Source organism: Corallococcus sp. AB032C (assembly GCF_003668935.1).
In the GTDB taxonomy this organism is placed as follows: domain Bacteria; phylum Myxococcota; class Myxococcia; order Myxococcales; family Myxococcaceae; genus Corallococcus; species Corallococcus exiguus.
In genome coordinates this window covers 11437-28536 of sequence record NZ_RAWP01000121.1, presented here as the reverse complement: position 1 = coordinate 28536, position 17100 = coordinate 11437, and the positions used below count along the sequence as shown (strand labels likewise).

Sequence of the window (17100 nt, the reverse complement as noted above, 5' to 3'; positions counted from 1 at the left end):
CCCCCGGGGCACCTGCCGCCCCATGGCCTGATGCGCCATGCCCGGCCGCCACCAGCCGGCGCATCAGCCCGCCCTGCACCAGCGCGGACAGCACGCCCACCACCGCGAAGAGCGCCCCGGAGCGCAGGCTCGCCTCCTTCAGGATGGACGCGTCCGGATGCACCGCGTGAACCAGCCACCCGCCCTCCAGCGGCACCGGCCCGGAGGACAGGAAGCGCGTCAGCAGGTACACGGAGAAGGTGCCCTCCATCTGCGCGAAGGCCACCGTGTAGAGCAGCACCAGCACCACGCACCGGCCCACGACGGGCAGCGTCAACGCGGCGGCGGCGCCCCGCATGCTGCGCGTCGTCGCGGACGGCGAGTCCGCCCGGCGCGTCTCCGGCAGGAAGAACCAGGTGTTGAGCAGGTTCAGCGCGGACAGTCCGGCCGCGAACAGCCCGATGGCCAGGTTGCCGCCCCACGCCCCCAGGACGCCGCCCAGCGCGGGCCCCAGCACGAAGCCCAGGCCGAACGCCGCGCCGATGATGCCCATGCCCCGCGCGCGCTCATGGGGCTTGGTGATGTCCGCCACCACCGCCTGCGCCGTGGACACGTTGCCGCCGGACACCCCGTCGATGACGCGGGACAGGAACAACAGGGGCAGCGTGTGCGCGAAGGCGAACAGCACGTAGCCCAGCAGCGAGCCCACCTGGGAGATGAGCAGCACCGGCCGCCGGCCGAACCGGTCCGACAGCCGCCCCATGATGGGCGCCGCCACCAGCTGCATCAGCGAGTACACCGCGACGAGCAGCCCCACCGCGAAGGGGGAAGCGCCAAAGCGCACGCCGTACACGCCCAGCTGCGGAATCAGGATGCCGAACCCGATGAGGTCCAGGACGGCGATGCCGAACACCACCCGCAGCGACGCCTCCCGAGCCAACTTCGCACTCCCTCGTCCCTTCGAGGGACCGTTGGAAAAGACAAGACCGCCGGAGCGCGCGTACGGGGCGCTCCGGCGGCCGGGAAGAATCCCACTCTCAGCGTTGGGCGTCTACATCGCCTCGGCGGACTGGATTTGACGGTTGGCCGTGTCGCGCTCGATGCAGCCCTTGGTCATCGTGTACTGGTACGTGCCCAGCTCGTCACGCCAGTACTCGCCCTCATAGGGCCAGTAGAGCTGGTCGTCCGCCACCGCCACGGAGTACTTGTACTTCTTGACGATGGCCGTGCGGCCGCCCGCCTTGAGCTGCTCCTCCAGGAACTCCTTCTCCTTGGTGGTCGTCTCGAACTTGATGCGCAGGCCGTTGGCCAGCAGCAGCTTGAGCGCGCCCAGCTCCGTCTCCAGCTTGCCCTTGGCCATGATGCCGGCCTTGGAGATGAGGCTGGTGCGCTGGACCTTGAGCTCTTCCAGCAGCTGCTTGGTCAGCTCCGAGTACTTGAACGTGTCGCCCTTGTTGGAGAACAGGTCCATCTCACCCTCGAGCTCCAGGATGGAGTCGTTGGTCTTCTTCAGGTCCTGATCCGTGAGGGCCAGCCGCAGGATGCGCTCCAGGAGCACGTCCGTGCCGTTCTTCTCCAGGCCGTCCTTGTTCTTCTTCTGCACGTCCGCGAGCACCGTGTAGTACTCGGAGGCGTCCATGTTCTTCTTCACCAGCCCGTCCAGCTCGTCGTGCACGGGCAGGTAGGTGCGCTCGAAGTCCTGGAGGATGAGGTTGGACTCCCGGTAGCGGCAGTTCTCGTAATAGATGACCGCCTTGAGGATGAGCGCCTCCGGGAAGTACTCCTCGCGGAAGAAGGGCGACGACAGGGTGATGAGGTTGCCCAGCGCCTGCTCGTACTGGCCGATGCGGTAGTTGGCCCAGGAGGACTCGAAGAGCGCCTCCAGCCACTGCGTGTTCCCGCGCTCCACCTTGTTCAAGTAGAAGATGGAGAAGCGGTTCTGCTGCATGCCGTAGTGCGTACGGGCCAGCTGCATGAACGCCAGCTCGCGCAGCGACTTGTCCAGCTTCGCCTGCTCGCCGGAGCGGCCCGCCATGGGACGGGTGAGGCGCACCACTTCCTTCATGGCCTCCACGGACGCCATGACGTCCGTGTTGCCGCGCTTGGCCGCCGCGTCCTTGTGGTTCGTGCCGTTGCGGAAGAAGGCCAGGCCCTCCAGGTACTTCGCGCGCGGGTAGAACACGTCCGTGCGGGGGATGGTCAGCGCCAGGCGCTTCACTTCTTCAAACGACTTGTCCGCGTTCTCCGTCTGGCCCACCTGATCCAACGCGCGGCCACGCACGAAGTGGTAGCGCGCCAGCAGGTAGCGGAACTCGTTCCGGAACTTCTCCGGGAACTCGTAGTTCGCGTACCGGGCGATCTCATCCAGGATGACCGTCTCGTTCTGCGTCTTGCGGCTGATGAAGAACAGCCACTCCAGGCTCGTCTTGAAGAACTTCGTGGACGGGCCCGCGGCGAGGATCTTGGAGAACTCGCCCAGCGACGAGTGGTACAGCCCCATGCGGTAGAGCGACTTGGCGAGCACGTAGCGCGCCTCGACGTGCAGGCCCTGGAGCTTGGGGTCGCCCAAGAGCTCGTGGGACGCCATCGCGGCCTTCTCGTACTCGTCGTTCTTGAACAGGCTGATGGCCGCGTCCAGGCGCTGGCGGTCCGCCGTCTTGCCGGACACGTCCACCGCGTCGAACGACATCGTGGGCGCGGGCGGCTTGTCGTTGTCACCCGTGAGGTCCAGCCCCAGGCCGGGGCTGCCCTGCGCGGCCGGCTTGGCGGGCGTGGGCTTCGCGGCGGGCGCGGCCGGAGTGGCCGTGGGCGCGGGCGTCGTCGTCACCGCGGCGGGCGGCGTGGCGGGGTTGCCCACGGGCGCGCTGGTGTCGGAGGAGGACTCGTCCGCGTCCTCGGCCGGGGCGGTCGTCTTGCCCTTGCCACGCTTCACGGTGGTCTTCTTCTTCGAGGAAGCCTTCGACGAGGCCCCCTTCTTCTTCTTCTTCGACTGGCCCGCCAGGTCCAGCCCTTCGAAGGACTGGGCCAGCGTGGGGGCCGTGTACGCGAGCGTGAGCCCGAGGACGGCGAGGCGGAGGAACCGGTGGGTGCGCATGAGTCTCAGGAACCGGAGGGGAAGAAGAAGGACAGGCCCAGCTCGAACAGGATCTGGTTGCGGAGGTAGTTGGGCGTGGGATCCCGGCCCTTCTCCACGTAGATGATGTCGCGCAGCTCCGTGCGCAGCGTCATCCACCGGTTGAAGAAGAAGCGCAGGCCGACGCCCACGTTGCCGCCGCCCGTGAGGTACGACTTGCTGCCCGCGGCGGGCGTGCCATCCGTCAGCGACTCCGCCGGCCCCTTGTACTGGACGACGGACGCGCCCACGACGCCGTACATGTCGAAGTGGACGAACTTCTCCGCCAGCAGCGACAGCTTGCCGTAGATGGGCGCCCACTGGACGTCCACGCCGCCCGTGAGCGTCATCTGGCCGGGCGCATACCCGTCCAGCTCACCCTTGGTGGGCGCGCGGCAGCCGCGGGTGTCCCCGTCCTCGCCCGGCGTGAAGGTGCAGATCTGCGCGGAGCCCGCCACGGAGTTCAGCGCGTAGCCACCGCGAAGGCCTACGCCCAGCGTCTCCATGGGGAAGTAGGTGACGGTGCCGCCGAAGATGTACTTCTTGTAGAACGCGTCGCGGATGGTGATGGACGCGGACGGGCTGACCTCGAAGCGGCCCTTCTTGAGGAACATGTGGCCGGACACCGGCCGGATGCGCTCGCGAAGGGGCCCCAGGGCGTCCTTGTCCACCTCCGACACGTCGCCGGCCTCCTCCTCCTGCGAGCCGGTGGGCGGGGTGGAGTTGGCCGCGGTCTTCGGCGCCGGAGCCGCGGGGGTCGCCGGAGCCGGAGCGGGCGTGGCCGGAGCGGCGGCGGCCGGCGCGGGGGCCTGGTCGGCGGCGGCGAGCGTGGGCACGCCCGCGCACAGGGTCAGGAGCAGACGGAAGGCGGGCTTCATTCGGACTCCCTCCCCGTCGACTTGAGGGGCAGGAAGATGGAGATGCCCGCGTTGAGGGTCATGACGTTCTGGAGGGCGCCCTTGCTGCTGCCCAGGGGCTGGTCCACGTAGGAGGTGTTGATGAGGGCCACGTTGACGGCCAGGTAGTCCTTGGTGACGAAGCGCATGCCCAGACCCAGGTCGAACGCCGGGTTGAGGCCGCGGTCCGGCAGCGCGGAGGTCTCCGTCCTCACCACGCCCATGCCACCCAGCAGGTAGCCGTCGAAGTGGAGGATGGAGTTCAGGAAGGACACCTTGCCGTAGAGCGGCGCCCACTCCAGGTCGCCCATGGCGGACCAGTTCGGCACGGAGCCGTAGATCTTGCTGTTGAAGGTGCGCTTCGCCGTGCGGACGTCATCCGACGGGATGACCTGGATGAGCGAGCCACGCGCCGAGATGGCCAGCGTGTCCGACAGGTACCAGGCCGCGCGCAACGAGCCGCCGAACTTCGAATAGAACGGGTCGTTCACGGAGATGCTCACGAACGGTGAGATCTCCAGGCGGCCCTTCTTCAGATAGACCTTGCGCTGAACGCTCTTCACCCGGTCGTCCTGGGTGATGTCCGTGAGCGGCATCAGCGCTTCGATCGGGATGTCCTTCGCCGGGGTGGCGGCAGGCGGCGACGCGGGACGGGCTTCCTCGTCCGGCGGCGGCGCGGGGTTCTCTTCGGGTGGCTTGGCCTGGGAGTCCTCGGTCAGATCGAGGCCCATGCCTTGCTGGTTCTGGGCGGGGGCCAGCGCGGGCCACATCAGGCTCAGCGCAAGCAGCAGCGTGGGGCGGTTCAAGTCCGGGCGCTCCGTGGGGGGAGGGAACGTACTGCCACCGGAAGGCAGCATGACATCAGCCACGCCATCCTATCGGCCGTATTCCCAACCATCAACCAGCAGAATGCGCCTGCCTCCTCTGTATTCCTCTCGTATCCCTTCACAATTCCACTGTGCTCACGCCCCGCGGGTCAGGGGTTGGCGCGCGAAAGTGGTGTGCTACCGTTCCCGGGTTCCGGGCGTCGTCCTCCCCCACGCGCCCTGCTTCCATCCTTCCCAGAGGTCTCAAAGATGTTCGTGCGATCCGCGCTCTTCCTGTCCGCCGCTCTGATGCTGGGAGGCTGCGACGTCAAAACCGAGCTGGGCAAGCCGTGCAACCTGGTGCGAAAGGCCACGGCCCAGGAGCAGGAGGAGCAGGGCCGCGAGGTGGTGGAGGTCAAGGAGAAGGACATCGCGGTGGATCAGGACTTCATCTCCTTCGGTTCGCTGGAGTGCGAGGACCTCATCTGCGTGCGCGACGACCAGAGCCCTCGCAGCGAGGATCCGGAGGCGCCGGCCCTGGGCTACTGCAGCAAGGAGTGCATTCAGGGCACCACGACGGGCTGCGAGATCACCCGCACCGTGGACGACGTGGAGGAGGGCCTCAAGGAGCGCATGACGTGCCGTCCCCTGCTCCTGGACCAGGACACGCTGGACGCCATCCGCATCGCGGACGAGTCCTTCTACCGGCGCACCTTCGGCGAGAACAACTCGCCCTACTTCTGCGCGGGCGCCGTCCCGGCGGCCCAGGGCAACTGAAGTCCGGGCTGAACAGCCCACTGAACAGTCGCCTCGCGCGAAAGGGTTAGACCTTTTCGCGCCCCCCGTTCGTAAAGGCAGGGCCCGCGTTTCAAACGCCTTTGGAGCCCTGCCATGAATCGTACGGTCCTGTTCCTCGCCCTGGCTGGTGGCCTCGCCCTCACCGCGCTGGTGCTGGGCATGCCCCGCGGGGGCGGCCAGCCGCCCACGCCGCACGTCGTCGTGACGTCGCCCACGCCCCCTCCGCCCGTCCCGCCGCCGGGGCCGCGTTCGTCCACGGGCAGCCTCCAGGTGACGAGCCGGCTGTCGCACCCGTACGTGCCGGTGGGCCCCTCGGAGACGTACGTGACGGTGGACCTCACCGGCGCGGAGGTGCCCGGGGCGAAGCGCAGCCCGGTGAACCTGGCGGTGGTCATCGACCGGTCCGGGTCCATGAGCGGCTACAAGCTCCAGCAGGCGAAGCAGGCCGCGCGGCACCTGGTGACGCTGCTGCGCGACGAGGACCGGCTGGCCATCGTGCACTACGGCAGCGACGTGAAGAGCCTGCCGTCCCTGCCGGCCACCGCGGGCAACCGCGAGCGGATGCTCCAGTTCATCGACGGCATCTGGGATGACGGCGGCACCAACATCAGCGCGGGCCTGTCCGTGGGCCGCACGCAGCTGGCGTCCGCCATGGGCGGGACGGCCACGGTGAACCGCCTCATCCTGATGAGCGACGGCCAGCCCACGGAGGGCGTGTCCGACGAGGAGGGCCTGAAGAACGTGGTGAAGGAGATCCGCGCCTCCGGCATCACGGTGAGCTCCATTGGCGTGGGCACGGACTTCAACGAGGACCTGATGCAGTCCTTCGCGGAGTACGGCGCCGGCGCGTACGGCTTCCTGGAGGACGCGAGCAAGCTGTCCACCCTCTTCCAGCGCGACCTGCAGCAGGCCACCACCGCGGTGGCACGCAACGTGGAGCTGTCCTTCGAACTGCCCCCGGGCACGACGCTGGGCGAGGTGCTGGGCTACCGCGCCCACCAGGCCGGAAACACCGTGCGCGTGGCGCTGCCGGACTTCTCCGCGGGCCAGGTGGAGCGCGTGGTGGCGCGGCTGCACGTGACGGGCACCGCGCCGGGCCAGTCCGTGCAGGTGGCGGGGCTGAAGGTCGCGTACACGGACCTGCTCGTGCAGAAGAACGTGGAGGACCAGTCCATGCTGGCCGCGGTGGCCACCAACGTGCTGGAAGAGGTCGTCCAGCGCCAGGACAAGGAGGCCACGGTGTACGCGGCCCGGGCCCGCAGCGCGCAGAACCTCCAGAAGGCCGCGGAGGCCATGAGCCAGGGCAAGAAGGACGAGGCCAAGGGCTACCTCTCCCAGAACCAGGCCCTCTTCATGGAGGCGGGCACGGTGGCGGGCGCGGCGGCGGTGGCGGCGGATCAGGCCGAGCAGACCCGCGCGATGCAGGAATACGACGACGCGGACTCCTATGAGGCCCAGAAGGCCGCGGTGAAGAACAGCAAGGTGAAGGCGCTCAAGAGCTTCGGGCGCATGGGCTCGACGTACTGAGACTCCAGAGCTTCGAGGGGCATGCAAGGGGGCATCGCCCGCCTCCCTGCCCGCCCGCCATCGCGACGTCACATCTTCGCGGTTGACCTCCGGAATCGCGTGGCCCTATCTCCGCGTTCTTCCAGGCTTCACTCCCTGGAAGCAGGGCGCACTGGAGGCGCGGACAAGCATGGCGGCGAGCGCGAGCACCCCGTGGGTCGGGGTCATCATGGGCGGCAAGAGCGACCTTGAGCACCTGCAACCGGCGATCGACATCCTCGCCGAGCTGCGCATCCCACACGAGGTGCGCATCGTATCCGCGCACCGCACGCCGGACTGGATGATGGAGTACGCGTCCAGCGCGGAGTCGCGCGGGCTGTCCGTCATCATCGCCGCGGCGGGCGGCGCGGCTCACCTGCCCGGCATGGTGTCCAGCAAGACGCTCCTGCCGGTGCTGGGAGTGCCCATGCCCACCACGGTGCTGTCCGGCTTCGACGCGCTGCTCTCCATCGTGCAGATGCCCAAGGGCGTCCCGGTGGGCACGCAGGCCATTGGCAAGCCGGGGGCCGCCAACGCGGCGCTGCACGCGGCGGCCATCCTGGCGCTGAAGTACCCGGAGGTGCGCGAGCGGCTGGCCGCGTGGCGCAAGGCCCGCACGGATGAAGTGCTGGCGCAGCGCGAGGTGGCGGGATGAGCGGCCCCATGGTGCTGCCGGGCGGGACGCTGGGCATCCTGGGCGGCGGCCAGTTGGGGCGCATGATGGCGCTCGCGGCGCGCACGCTGGGCTACCAGGTGCAGGCGTTGGATCCGGACTCGGCGTGCCCGTCCCGCTCCGTGGTGGACCGCTGCCTCACCGCGTCCTTCTCCGACACGACGGCGGCCGAGGACCTGGCGCGCCAGTGCGACGTGGTGACGCTGGAGATTGAGAAGGTCTCGCTGTCCACGCTCAACGCGGTGTCGCGTCACGCGCCCATGCGGCCCGGCGCCTCCGTGCTGGAGGTGGTGCAGCACCGCGGCCGGCAGAAGGCGTGGCTCGCGAAGGGCGGCTTCCCGCTGGGCCCGTGGCGCGAGGCGCACTCGGAGGCGGAGCTGTCCGCGGCCATCACCGCGCTGGGCGGCAAGTGCTTCATCAAGTCCAGCGAGGGCGGCTACGACGGGCGCGGCCAGTACGAGGTGAAGTCGGCCTCCGAGGCGGGCACCGCGTGGAAGGAGCTGGGCGAGCGCTCCGTGGTGGCGGAGGCCGCGCTGGACCTGAAGGCGGAGCTGTCCGTGCTGGTGGCGCGCGGGCCGGATGGGCAGCTCGCGGTGTACCCGCCCGCGTTCAACCACCACGAGGAGCGCATCCTCGCGTGGTCGCTGTTGCCGGGTCCGCTGCCCCAGGCCGTGCTGACGCAGGCGGCGCAGGTGGCGCGCGACATCACCGCCGGGCTGAAGGTGGAGGGGCTCCTGGTGGTGGAGATGTTCCTGCTGGGTGACGGGTCGCTGCTCGTCAACGAGGTGGCGCCCCGGCCGCACAACAGCTTCCACTCGACGGAAGTGGCGTGCCTCACGAGCCAGTTCGAGCAGGCCGTGCGCGCGGTGTGCAACCTGCCCCTGGGCTCCGTGGAGGTGGTGCGCCCCGCGGCCATCGTGAACCTGCTGGGCGACCTGTGGCTGCAGGAAGGCGGCCCCAGGTTCGCGCAGGCGCTGGCGCTGCCCGGCGTCCGGCTGCACCTGTACGGCAAGCGGGACGCGCGCAAGGGCCGCAAGATGGGCCACCTGTCCGCGGTGGGAAGTTCGCCCGAGGACGCGCTCCAGCGCGTGAAGGCCGCCGCCACGGCCCTGGGGATGTAACGCCCATGAAGACGAACGCCGCCCGGCTCCTGGACTCGCTCGGCATCGCGTACACGTTGCGCGACTACGACGTGGATCCGGACGACCTGTCCGCGGAGACGGTGGCGGCGAAGGTAGGCATGCCCGCGGAGCAGGTCTTCAAGACGCTGGTGGCCAAGGGCGACCGCACCGGCGTGTTGATGGCGGTGGTGCCGGGCAACGCGGAGCTGGACTTGAAGGCCCTGGCGCGGCTGTCCGGCGACCGCAAGGTGGACACCATCCCCCTCAAGGAATTGCAGCCGCTCACCGGCTACATCCGGGGCGGCGTCACCGCGCTGGGGGGCAAGAAGGACTACCCCGTCTTCGTGGATGAGACGCTGGAGCTGTTCGATGAAGTCGCCGTGTCGGCCGGGGTGCGCGGGACGCAGATCGTCCTCGCCCCGGCGGACTACCTCCGCGTGACGAAGGGCAAGCCGGGACCCATTTCGCGTCCGAAGGCGTAGACCCTTTTCGCGAGCCGCGCGTTCGAAGGGACATTCCCGGCCCTTGGGGGCCGTTCCCGGGGTGTCCCGATGAATGCCGCCGTGTTGCAATTCCACCACCGCGAAGCCTTCGAGCACACCGTCACGCGCGCGCTGGCGGCAGGCGCCGGAGCGGGGCTGGTGCAGTGGCTGTCCTTCCGCGTGGGCATGCCGATGCCGCTGACGTGGCTGGTGCCCGCGGCGGTGGTGCTGGCGTGCGCGCGAGGCGACCGGTGGGACCGGGGCCTCTTGAGCGGCCTGGGGTTGCTGCTCGTCGCGCTGCCCTATGGGCTGGGCCTGTCGCCCGCGTGGACGGTGGCCACGAGTGGCGCGGCCGCGGGAGCCCTGTTGGTGCGCTCCCGACTCAACGACCTGGGCGAAGAGGGACAGGTCGCGGAGGCCCGCCCCACGCTCGTGCACTACGGCCTGGGCGCCGTGCTGGGCGCGGGGCTCACGCTGGCGGGTGGCGTGGTGGCGAACATCCTGTCGGTGCGGCTGGCGTCCGTGGCCACGCCCACGCTGCTGGCGGCGGCGGTGGTGGGCGGCATCGTGGGGCTCTTCGTGGGGCTGGGCGCCATCGCCGCGCACCTGGGGCTGACGGCGGATCCAGTGGAGGCGCGCGCGGAGGAGCTGCTGCCCCAGCTCTCCGGTGACTTCCTCACGCAGTCCGAACGCGCGCTGACCCTCTACCGTCAATGCGGTCAGTCCCTGGCGAAGCTGCCCCGCGAGCCCGCGCGCGAGGAGCTGGCCCGCACGCTGGCGCGGATCACCCGGGGCGCGGTGGAGCTGGCGTCCGAGTGGGCTGGCGTGGAGGCGCAGCTGGAGGAGCGCGCCGCCGCGGAGTTGCTGGCGGAGCGCGACAGCCTGGAGCGCAGCGCCCGCGCGAGCACGGACGTGGTGGCGCGCCGGCAGTTGGAGGCCGCGGCGGCGTCGCTGGCGGAGGAGGTGGAGCGGCTGGGAGACATGCGTCAGCGGCGCGAGCGAATCCTCGCGAGGCTGCGCGCGGAGGTGGCCCTGCTGGAGCGTGCGCGCGTGGCGCTCCTGTCCCTGCGCAGCGGTCAGGCCCAGCTGAAGGCGGCGGAGCTGGCCTCGCTGGCCCGCCGGTTCCGAGCCCTCTCGACCGCCCAGGGAGAGGAAGGCCAGGCGATGGACGCGGTCGCGGCCCAGGTCACGCTGACCCAGGTGGCGGCGGCGACCATGGCTCCGGTGATCCCAGTGGATCCGTCACCAGCAGAATCCGAGGGCGCCAAGGTGCCGGAAATCCAGCGGATTCAGGGGGAATAAGCCCTGGGGAGGCTGACGGGGCCCCCCGCCCCGGGCCCTGGGGGACTCCCGTGGCAAGCGTCCGTTTTCGATGTTGGCCCTGCCGAGTGGTCGGGGGGGACTGAAGCTTGAGCCGGAGCGCGGTACATTTCGGGAGCCATGAGCCTGCCCTCCCCCAGCAAGCCCGCACCACCTCCGCCCTGGCTCTGGAACGGTGACGAGCCAAGGGTCGCCACCGTCTTCCAGCCCATCGTCGATCTTCTCAGCGGCGAAGTCCTCGGCCACGAGGTGCTGTCGCGAGGCCTGGGCCCGGTGGAGTCCCCCAACGAGCTGTTCAACCGCGCGCGGGTGGAGGGCTTCACCTACGAGTTGGAGCGCGCGTGCTGGACCGCGGCGGTGCGCCGCATCGCCACGCTGCCGGAGGCACAGCGGCGCGGACCCTTCTTCTTCAACGTCAGTCCGGACGTGCTGAGCGACGAGCGCTTCGGCGGCGCGTCCACGATGGAGCTGCTGCGTCAGCACGGCCTGAGTCCCCAGCAGCTGGTGCTGGAGATCACCGAGCGCAGCACGTTCGAGGACACGGAGCAGCTGCGCATGCTCGCGCGGCGGTATTCGGAGCAGGGCTTCGGCATCGCGCTGGACGACTTCGGCGCGGGGCACTCGGGTCTGGTGACGCTGGTGCACAGCGCGCCGGACTTCATCAAGTTGGATCAGGCGCTGGTGCGGGACATCCACCTGCACACGTACCGGCAGCACCTGGTGAAGTCGCTGGTGGCGTTCGCGCAGCGCGTGGACGCGGTGCTCATCGCCGAGGGCGTGGAGACGTGGAACGAGCTGGCGGTCCTGCTGCGCCTGGGCATCCGGCACGCGCAGGGCTACCTGCTGGCGCGGCCCGTGAGCTCGCCGCAGCGGCCGGGAGCGGACTTCGCGGAGCGTTGCCGCGAGGCCATCCGCGCCCTGCACCACCGCGAGCACGAGGATGACGAGACGGTGGGCAGCATGATCATCCGCCCGCCGTGCGCGCCGGTGACGGCGCAGGCGGTGGAGCTGGACCGGCTCTTCCGCCGCACGCCGGGCGAGGACCACGTCGTGCTGCTGGACGGCGAGCAGCCGCACGCGGTGGTGACGCGGCGGAGCTTCTACGCGCGCTTCGGAGGAACCGCCGCCAGCACGGAGTCCGCGCTCCCGGACGAGCCGCGCGAGGCGCCGATGGTGGTAGAGGACGCGACGGCCATCACGGCGCTGGCGCGCATGGCGATGCGCCGTCCGCCCGAGTCCGTCTACGACCCGGTGGTGGTGACGGACGCGAAGGGCCATTTCCTGGGCACGGTGACGATGAAGCAGCTCATCGCGCGAGCCTCGGACCTGGAGCAGCACGCGGCGACGGGCGCGCATCCGCTCACTGATTTGCCCGGCAGCCGGATGATCGAACGGTGGATCCGCGCCGCGCTCCAGGGCAGTGCGTTCACGGTCATCTACGCGGACCTGGATCACTTCGAGGCGTACAACGACCGCTACGGATTCCTCCAGGGCGACCGGGTGATCCGCTACACGGCGAGCGTGTTGTCGGAGTGCCTGCACCTGTTGCCGGAGGGCTCGAACCTGGGCCACGTGGGCGGAGACGACTTCGTGCTCGTGTGTCCGAACGCGGTGGCGCCGGAGGTGTTGCGCACGCTCTGCCAGCGCTTCGACGCGGAGAAGGTCCCGCTCTACGGTCCGGAGGACCTGCGGCGCGGCGGCTTCACGGCCAAGGACGCGGCGGGCAACACGGTGCCGGTGACGCTGAGCCTCGCGGCGGTGGACCACCAGGGGCTGTCCGCCACCCCCCACCCCGCGGAGCTGTCCGCCGTAGCCGCGGCCCTGCGAAAGCGCGTGAAGGCCGTCTCCGCGCAGACGCACACGAGCACGTTCCTGTTCCAGCCGGGCGCGGTGAAGTAGCCAGCCCGTGCCTCACGTCCCGAGTGAGGCGCGGTCGTCCGTCCGAGCCCACCGAAACGACACGGCACGCCTGTAGGCCCAAGGGGATGCCCCGGCCCCACCGGGACACCCCGCCAGCGGCACTCAGCACGAACCTGTCCGACTGTCCGACAGGTTGGGCGGACCGGGCCAAGGACCTCGGCGCCACCCGTGCGGCGGAAACTTGTCCGACTGTCCGACAGGTTTTGCCTCGTCCGGCGGACGGGGGGCACCCTGGATAGCCGGGGCGGGTGATCGTCGTTCCTGGACGCGGTGCGGCGGCTGCGCGACAGACCGCTTCGCGAGCGCCGCGCCCTACTCCCAGGTGAGGTGCAACCGGCCGTCGGTGTAGAGGCGACCCGTAGCCTCCAACTCGGTGGATCCGTTCTCCACGGCGCTGTGCACGTTCGCGGGCGGCGCCAGCAGCGTGTCCCGTCCCAACGCGAACGCCTGCTCCCGCACCAGCGCCTGGTAGGCCTTGTTGAGCTGGAGCGCCCTCTCCCGTGACGGCGTCACCAACCACGCGAGGTCGCGGTCTCCTCCCGGTGCCGCGCGCCTGACCGCTGGCAGGTCCAGCACTCCGTTCGGGAAGAAGCGCGTGAGCAACTCTTCGTTCGCACGGAACTCATCGCCCCCCTGCACGCGCTCGAAGTACGTCACGGTTTCTGGCGCGGTGTGTCCTGCCTGCGACACGTCCGGCAGGCCTCGCAGGTCCTGGGTCCGCCAGCCGTCACGTCCCGGCACCTTGCGTGGGAACGCGAAGGTCTGGTCCACCGTCACTCCCAGGTTCGTGTGGCAGCCCATGCAGTAGACGTGCTCCTCCAGGGTCTGGAGGCGCAACCGTCCCTTCGCGTCCTCGATGAAGCCCTGCAGGCGCCAGCCGAATTCGTTGATCAGCCCCAGCTCCGGCGTGCCTGGAAACGCGGGCAGCCGGCCGCGCACCTTCTTCTCCTGCTCCTCCGCGTAGAAGTTCCGCACGCGGTCGTCCGCCGGTTCCTCGTCCTTGCGCGAATAGCGCAGCTCCTTCATCCGTGTGGACAGCAGCGCGGGTGCGTCTGGATCCACGTAGCGCACGGTGTGCAGGAACTCCGTCCCCTTCGGGTACGTGTACCGCCGCACCTTCACGTCCGCCGCGCTTCCCGCGTAATGCGCTGGCAACCCGCGCACTCGCTCCACGCTCGGAGACAGGACGCCGTCACCATCCAGGTCCATGTTCCCCACGCGCTCGTCCACCGGCTCCACGCGGCGGCTCGCACCCTTCACGTCCAGGAGGCCCGGGTCCACCGTCATCGCGGCCTCCAGCACCGCGAGGTTGAAGCGGTACACCTCTCGCGATGGCTGCCCGCGCGCATCCTTCTGGAAGGACTTCGGGAGCCGGACGTAGACGTCGTCCGTGCTGCCGTTGGTGGGCCAGAACGTTCCCAGGAACGGCTTGTAGCGCACGGCCCGCCAGCCACTGCCGTCCCTCGCGAAGCCCTCCGCGTCGAAGCCCTGCGTCAGGTCCAGGTCCGGAACCCAGCCCTTGTAGCCCTCCGCGCGCCCCAGGAGCGCGGCGCGCAGCGGCGTGTAGTTGTCCTCTCGGATGTACTCGAGCACCTCGTCATCGGTGATGGACGCCATCGCGCGCGTCCGGTCCGTGAAGAGGTTCGTCCAGTGGTTCGTCAGCCCCACGTCGCTGAAGGCGTACTCCGCCTGGAGCGAGTCGTCCGCCATCACGTTGTTGCCAACGCCGCCCGTGTGACACGTCCAGCACGGGTTCGAGACCCCAGCCGTCTTCGTGTAACACATGGACGGAACCGGGGCCTCGCGGTTGGCCACCCGGCTCCCCGCCGCCAGGGCCTGCGCGAGCGGATCAAACGGTGCCTCCACCTCGGCGGGCGTGCGCAGACGCCACACGCCCGCCGCCGCGGCGAAGGCCCCCAACGTCAGGACGATGAAGACGGGGCCTCGCACCCCATCGAGCACGGATGAACGCATGCGCCAGGCTCCGTCTTCGCGGACCATCGAATGGAACGACGACTACGGCCAGACGCTGAAGCTGTCCTCGCCCGGGTGCTGGACGCTGACGAACAGGCTGGTCATGTCCGCGTTGAACGCCGGGCCCGTGGCCTCCGCGTCGCTCGGCATGGAGAGCACCCGGAACGCCTTGCGGAAGTAGGGGCTGTCACGGTGCGCGGGCGCCTGGTCCAGATAGAAGATGCCGTCCGCGACCTTGTTGACCCCGAAGTTGCCGTCCGTGCCGAACCACACGCCGCCCTCGCGGTCGATGACCAGGTTGTCCGGCTTGGCCGCCGCGAACTCCGGCGCCGCGCTGGTGGCCGCCGCCTCTCCCTTCCACACTCGGAAGAAGTCGAACGTGCGCGAACCCGCGGGCGCCGCCGGATCCGCCTCACGGATGGCGAAGAGGGAGCCCACCTTGTCCACCGCGCGGTTGTCCTGCGCGCCGCGATCCCTCTTCACCCACGCGCCGTCCTTCAGCTCGGCCGTGGCCACCCGGCCCTGCTGATCCAACGCCGTGGGGTCGCCGTGCTCGGTGAAGGCCACGTAGAGCAGCGGCGTGCCGCTGGGGTCCTTCGGGTTCCACTCCGTGTCCTCGGGGCGGTTGAGCTCCATCACGCCCACCTTGTTCGCCGCCGTCCACAGCAGCTTGCGCACCTGGTCGTCGTTGACGAAGCCGCCCATCGCGTTGTGGTTCACGTCGCGCAGCGCCGCGCCCACCTGGAGCGTCGGCTTGCCGAAGCTCTCTCCGTTCGGTGCCAGGTCCGCGCTGTCCAGGCCCAGTTGGATCCACCGGCCATGGCCCGGCGCCGCGTCCGTGGGCACCACCCCGCCCACCAGCGTGTCGCCCGTCGCGTTGTCCAGGCCCGCGAAGTGCGCCGCGTAGAGCGTGCCCGCGTCCAGCAGCGCGCGCACCTGCGCCTTCGTCATCCCCGGCGTGTACTTGCCCTGCGACACGAACTTGAAGATGCGTCCGCCGCGCCGGTCATCGCCGCCGTAGATGACCACGGGCTGGTTCGCGAGCAGCTTCCAGTCCGCGTCCACCACGAAGGTGGCGTTCTCCCAGTGCGCGCGGCCCATCACGCCCAGCTTGCGGTGACCCGCGCCCGGTTTCTCCGCGTCCTTGCCGTACCAGAGGTCCGCCGGCTGGCCCGGATCCACCTCCGTCAGGTAGCCATAGCCGTCCTTCAGGTGCGAGGAGTCGCGCTCCCCGCTGATCATGTCGCCCTCCGCCGGCGCGGAGAAGTCAGGCGCGAGCGGAGCCCCCGGAGCGAAGCCCGCCGCCGCTGGAATCCAGTCGTTCTTCCCCGTCCACAGCGCGGCCTCCGGATCGCCGTAGACGCCCTGGACGTTCTCCTCGCCGACGATGACCGTGCCCCACGGCGTCTGGCCACCGGAGCAGTTGGAGTGCGTGCCGGGCACCACTCCCGCCGCCAGCGCCAGGCCGGAGTCGTCATGCTCCTCGCCAGAGAGCGTCACACCCACCACCTTCGCCAGCGTGGCGCTGGAGGCGTCGTAGCGCACGTTGGCCGCGTTGCGGTCCACCGCCCAGCCGCCCGTCGCGGGGTCCTGCACCACTCGCATCCAGGTGCCGCCCACCTGCCTCTTCCATTCGCGGTTGTAGGAGACGAGCGCGTCCGCCTGCCACTGCGTGCCGTCCGCCACCGTGTTGGAGAGCGAGCCCGTGTTGCGCAGGAAGCGCGCGAAGTCCAGATGCTGTCCGATGGGCGCCGTGCCCACGCGCGGCTTCGTGCCGGAGATGTACTCGTGGTTGATCCACATCCAGCCGGCCGCGGCCTGCCCGTGGTACTGCGGCGCGCGCCCGTCCTGCGACCAGCCGTCACCAAAGAAGGCGATGTAGTCCACGTTCGCGCCGAAGCGCGCCCCGCCCTTCGCGAAGGCCAGCGGATCCATCCACTTGATGACCGTGGTCGGATACAGCCCCGGCACCGAACGCACCGTGTCCGTGGACGCGGGCGACAGCGGGAACACCAGCGGCGAGGGCAGCTTCCCCGTGACGACCTGCTCCACGCGCGCCTTCACGTACTCCGCCACGTTGGTCGCGCCCGTGCCCAGGTCTCCCCGGAACGTCACGGCGATGACGGACGACAGCGCCGTGCTGGACTCCACGCCCGGCGCGCGCGCCGTGGCGCCCGGCCCCGGCTGTCCCTGGGTGCCAGGGCCCGGATTGCCCGGCTCACCCGTCGGCCCCTGGGCGCCGTCCTGACCGTCCTGCCCATCCTGGCCCTTGGGGCCTGCCGCGCCCGCGGGACCTTGCGCTCCCTCGCAACCCACCCACGTCGCGGTGCCAAGCAGGAGCATCGCGCCAGTGGCGCGGCTCAACAGTCGTGAAGCCATGCGTGCATCCTCCAGAAGGTGGCGCGCGCGTCGGGCCCCCTGTCGGGGCGTTCACGCGCGGCGCGAATCCTGCGGAGGAATCGTGGCGCTATCTT

The 17100-nt window shown here is 70.0% G+C and carries 13 protein-coding genes; 7 read left to right on the top strand and 6 right to left on the bottom strand.

Features of this window, described 5'->3' with window-relative positions:
- From D7X99_RS35490 to D7X99_RS35475, 4 genes are all read right to left on the bottom strand, one after another.
- Positions 1 to 919: MFS transporter (locus tag D7X99_RS35490; protein WP_121781634.1), on the bottom strand; the 919-nt coding region annotated here is incomplete at its 3' end.
- Positions 920 to 1030: 111 nt separating this feature from the next.
- Positions 1031 to 3073, bottom strand: a complete 2043-nt coding sequence (gene gltC, locus D7X99_RS35485; protein WP_121781633.1) for an adventurous gliding motility protein GltC — start codon at positions 3071 to 3073, stop codon at positions 1031 to 1033.
- A 5-nt stretch (positions 3074 to 3078) separates the two neighbouring features.
- Entirely contained in the window at positions 3079 to 3969 is an 891-nt protein-coding gene (locus tag D7X99_RS35480) for an outer membrane beta-barrel domain-containing protein (protein ID WP_121781632.1), read from the bottom strand.
- Positions 3966 to 4793 (bottom strand): outer membrane beta-barrel domain-containing protein, encoded by an 828-nt coding sequence (locus D7X99_RS35475; RefSeq protein ID WP_121781636.1) that lies wholly within the window; start codon positions 4791 to 4793, stop codon positions 3966 to 3968. The genes D7X99_RS35480 and D7X99_RS35475 overlap by 4 nt, the downstream gene beginning before the upstream one ends.
- A gap of 270 nt (positions 4794 to 5063) precedes the next feature.
- On the opposite strand from D7X99_RS35475, the gene cglC reads away from it, so the two are divergent.
- From cglC to D7X99_RS35440, 7 genes are all read left to right on the top strand, one after another.
- Positions 5064 to 5570 (top strand): adventurous gliding motility lipoprotein CglC, encoded by a 507-nt coding sequence (gene cglC, locus D7X99_RS35470; RefSeq protein WP_120600086.1) that lies wholly within the window; start codon positions 5064 to 5066, stop codon positions 5568 to 5570.
- 114 nt (positions 5571 to 5684) lie between these two features.
- Positions 5685 to 7118: a VWA domain-containing protein gene (locus D7X99_RS35465; protein ID WP_121781631.1), complete on the top strand. Its 1434-nt coding sequence runs from the start codon at positions 5685 to 5687 to the stop codon at positions 7116 to 7118.
- A gap of 169 nt (positions 7119 to 7287) precedes the next feature.
- Positions 7288 to 7791, top strand: a complete 504-nt coding sequence (gene purE / locus D7X99_RS35460) for a 5-(carboxyamino)imidazole ribonucleotide mutase (RefSeq protein WP_169826215.1) — start codon at positions 7288 to 7290, stop codon at positions 7789 to 7791.
- A complete protein-coding gene (gene purK, locus D7X99_RS35455) occupies positions 7788 to 8930 on the top strand; it encodes a 5-(carboxyamino)imidazole ribonucleotide synthase (RefSeq protein ID WP_121781630.1) in 1143 nt (380 codons plus the stop codon). The genes purE and purK overlap by 4 nt, the downstream gene beginning before the upstream one ends.
- A 5-nt stretch (positions 8931 to 8935) precedes the next feature.
- On the top strand, positions 8936 to 9412 hold the full coding sequence (gene ybaK / locus D7X99_RS35450; protein WP_120581269.1) for a Cys-tRNA(Pro) deacylase: 477 nt from the start codon (positions 8936 to 8938) through the stop codon (positions 9410 to 9412).
- Positions 9413 to 9493: 81 nt separating this feature from the next.
- Positions 9494 to 10714 (top strand): hypothetical protein, encoded by a 1221-nt coding sequence (locus D7X99_RS35445; protein WP_233613966.1) that lies wholly within the window; start codon positions 9494 to 9496, stop codon positions 10712 to 10714.
- Positions 10715 to 10852: 138 nt separating this feature from the next.
- Positions 10853 to 12631 (top strand): GGDEF domain-containing protein, encoded by a 1779-nt coding sequence (locus tag D7X99_RS35440; protein WP_121781628.1) that lies wholly within the window; start codon positions 10853 to 10855, stop codon positions 12629 to 12631.
- 333 nt (positions 12632 to 12964) lie between these two features.
- Here D7X99_RS35440 and D7X99_RS35435 read toward each other — a convergent pair whose 3' ends face one another.
- Positions 12965 to 14626: a hypothetical protein gene (locus D7X99_RS35435; protein ID WP_121781627.1), complete on the bottom strand. Its 1662-nt coding sequence runs from the start codon at positions 14624 to 14626 to the stop codon at positions 12965 to 12967.
- A 42-nt stretch (positions 14627 to 14668) separates the two neighbouring features.
- Positions 14669 to 17005 carry a PhoX family phosphatase gene (locus D7X99_RS35430; protein WP_147476363.1) on the bottom strand — a complete coding sequence of 779 codons (2337 nt, stop codon included), beginning with the start codon at positions 17003 to 17005 and terminating at the stop codon, positions 14669 to 14671.
- Positions 17006 to 17100: the final 95 nt, after the last annotated feature.